2 protein-coding genes are annotated in these 2,840 nt (G+C 49.3%); both read left to right on the forward strand.

All coding sequences use genetic code 11. The annotated features are described in order from the left end of the window. Nucleotides 1-29 precede the first annotated feature (29 nt). Nucleotides 30-1,406 carry an AI-2E family transporter gene (locus Q0X35_RS06385; protein WP_297566656.1) on the forward strand — a complete coding sequence of 459 codons (1,377 nt, stop codon included), beginning with the start codon at nucleotides 30-32 and terminating at the stop codon, nucleotides 1,404-1,406. Continuing rightward, the coding region (locus tag Q0X35_RS06390; protein ID WP_297566657.1) for a transglycosylase domain-containing protein at nucleotides 1,406-2,840 on the forward strand (1,435 nt) is incomplete at its 3' end. The genes Q0X35_RS06385 and Q0X35_RS06390, both read left to right, overlap by 1 nt.

Here is a 2,840-nt window from a genome sequence, read left to right on the forward strand (position 1 = left end):
GATAGGAACGAAGAGTGAGGAGCTTACCTATGCACATATCTACCGATGCGGGTGCGGCTAAGACCCAGGAAACGGGTGCGGTTAAGGCCCAGGAAACGGGTGCGGCTAAGGCACAGACAACGGATGCAGTCATGGCCCAGAAAACTAGTGCGAAAGCAAAAGTGCTGGCAGCGGCTAAACCATATCGCACCACTGTGCCGGTAGGTCTAATGATATTAATTTCCTTGGCACTGCTTGTAGTGGCCTTCATGGGTCTGCACTATATAGCAGACGTCTTTGCTCCTATTTTTCTGGCTCTCACTCTTGCTCTTGCTTTCCGCCCCATTTCCCGCAAATTACTCAGCCTCGGCGTCCCGTCCGTAATCGCCGTCTTCATTACTTTCTTCCTAGTAATGGTAGTGTTCCTCGGCACGGTAGGAATTATGGTGTGGTCTCTCACGCCGGTACCGCAAACGCTAATGAACTATGCCGGTAATTTCGAATCGGTAGTGGATTCTTTGCTGCAATTTTTGGGCAGCCACGGCATTAAAACAGATGATCTGAACAACTTAATTAACGATATTAACTACAACTCTTTGATTTCGGCAGCCTGGACGCTCGTAGATTCCCTCTCCTCCATAAGTGGCCTGCTGGCAGTAGTAATAATTTCTTTATTCTTCATCGTCTTTGATTTGCGCATCATGGCCTCGCGCAGCTTCATAATCAATATGGAGCACAAGAGCTTGGGTGCGGCGCTCGCGGGGTTTGAAAAGCGAGTGCGCCATTACTGGATAATTTCCACTATTTTCGGCTTAATTGTGGCAGTGATTGACGCCGTCGCACTGCAAATCATGGGTATTCCGCTCGCATGGACGTGGGGAATGTGGGCTTTTATCACTAACTATATTCCCAATATCGGTTTCATCATTGGCGTGCTACCTCCGATGCTGATGGGTTTGCTCGACCAGGGGTGGCAGGCCATGCTCTGGGTAGGGGTACTTTATTCACTAATAAATGTGGTAATCCAGACCTTTATTCAACCGAAATTTACGGGCGATGTGGTGGGGCTTTCCCCCAGCATTACTTTTATTTCTTTAGCTATTTGGACGGGTATCGTGGGCATACTCGGCTCTATTCTCGCCGTTCCGCTCACTCTTTTCTGCAAAGCACTTTTTGTGGACGCCGATCCGCGTACCCGCTGGCTAGATGTATTTCTTATTTCAGAGGAAGACACTCAATCGCGGTTGGAGCGCGGATGGTATGATATGGAAAATCCGGCTACTGATCCGCTCGGCGATACCGAAAATCCGTGGCAGAAACTTAATATTTTTAAGAAGAAAGCGCGCCGCGGGCTGGCGATGAGTAAATTAGGGCAGAACATAGTCGAAGAAGCCGTGCCGGAAAATAGCGAAGCAAAGGGTAAATAATGGCAGGTAAAAAGATGAAAAATCTGCAACCGGGCGCAAGACCTAAGCATAAACCGCGCCGCGGGCTGAACTATCCGCGCGCCGGGAAAGGGGCAGTGCTCAGGTGGCTCCCGAGCTGGCGGGTCGTATTGGGATCTTTTATTACTCTCATTGCTCTCGGAATAGGAGCTTTTTTGGGTCTGTATTTCTCTACGGAAGTACCCGATCCGGCGGATTTTGCTATTGCCCAGACTACCGGTGTCTACTATGCCGACGGGGAAACCAAAGTAGGCGAATACGCCGAAATTAACCGCAAGATAATTAACTTTACGGAAATCCCAGAGGTGATGAAAAAAGCGGTTATTTCTTCTGAAGATCGGACTTTTGAAGAAAATAGAGGAGTTTCTCCGAAGGCGATTATCCGAGCGCTTATTAATAATTTGCGCGGTGGAGAGCGCCAGGGTGGCTCCACTCTTACGCAGCAATATGCGGAGCGTTATTATCTTGGTACTACCACTTCTATTTTCGGCAAAGCCAAAGAAGCTGTATTAGCTTGGAAGATCAATAATTCGCAATCTAAAGATCAAATTTTGGGCAACTACCTCAATACTATTTATTTTGGGCGGGGAGCCTATGGAGTAGAGGCCGCTGCAAAAGCATATTTTGGAATTCCGGCAGCGCAGCTTTCTCTGGAGCAGGCGGCACTTTTGACGGGAATAATCCCTGCTCCCTCGGCTTGGGATCCCGCCGTCAATCCAGATATAGCCCAGAAGCGGTATGAGCGAGTGCTGCGGCGAATGCAGGAAGATGAGAAAATAACTGCCGATGAAGCGCAAGCGGCCTTGGCGGCTTTCCCGGAGACGGTAGATGCAGCCAAAAGTAATGATTTTTCGGGCACCAATGGTTATTTGCTGCAGCAGGTGCGCGATGAGCTGATAGGTAAAGCTGATTTCACAGAAGACGAAGTGAATATGGGCGGCTATCGGATAATCACCACGGTAGATAAGGGAATGCAGGAAGCAGCCGTGGCTGCCGTGGATTCTTTGCCGAAATCGCGCCCAGCCGGTAATCGGGTGGGTCTGATTTCGATGCGCCCAGATACGGGTGAGATTTACGCCGTCTACGGCGGAGATGATTACATGAAGCGCCAGCGTAATACAGCTACCCAAGATAGAGCGCAGGCGGGTTCTACTTTTAAGCTATTTGCTCTGGTAGGAGCTTTAGATGCGGGAGTGGATCTCGGCGAGCGCTTCCCAGCTCCGGCTTCTATGCAGTTAGGCGGAGCTACTTTCACGAATTCGGGTGGAGTTGGCTACGGTTCGCTCGATTTAATTGGAATGACTAAGTATTCCTCTAATACGGGCTATATTAATTTGAATCAGAAAATTACGCCGGAAAAGACGAAAGAAACTGCCATAAGTATGGGTCTTTCGGCAGATACTCCTGGTCTAGATG

Origin of the sequence: uncultured Arcanobacterium sp. (assembly GCF_947253055.1) — a bacterium.
In the GTDB taxonomy this organism is placed as follows: Bacteria; Actinomycetota; Actinomycetes; order Actinomycetales; family Actinomycetaceae; genus Arcanobacterium_A.

Bases quoted from the DNA above. Each gene is read 5' to 3' on its own strand.
- Q0X35_RS06385 (WP_297566656.1), top strand. From the start codon at position 30: ATGCACATATCTACCGATGCGGGTGCGGCTAAGACCCAGGAAACGGGT.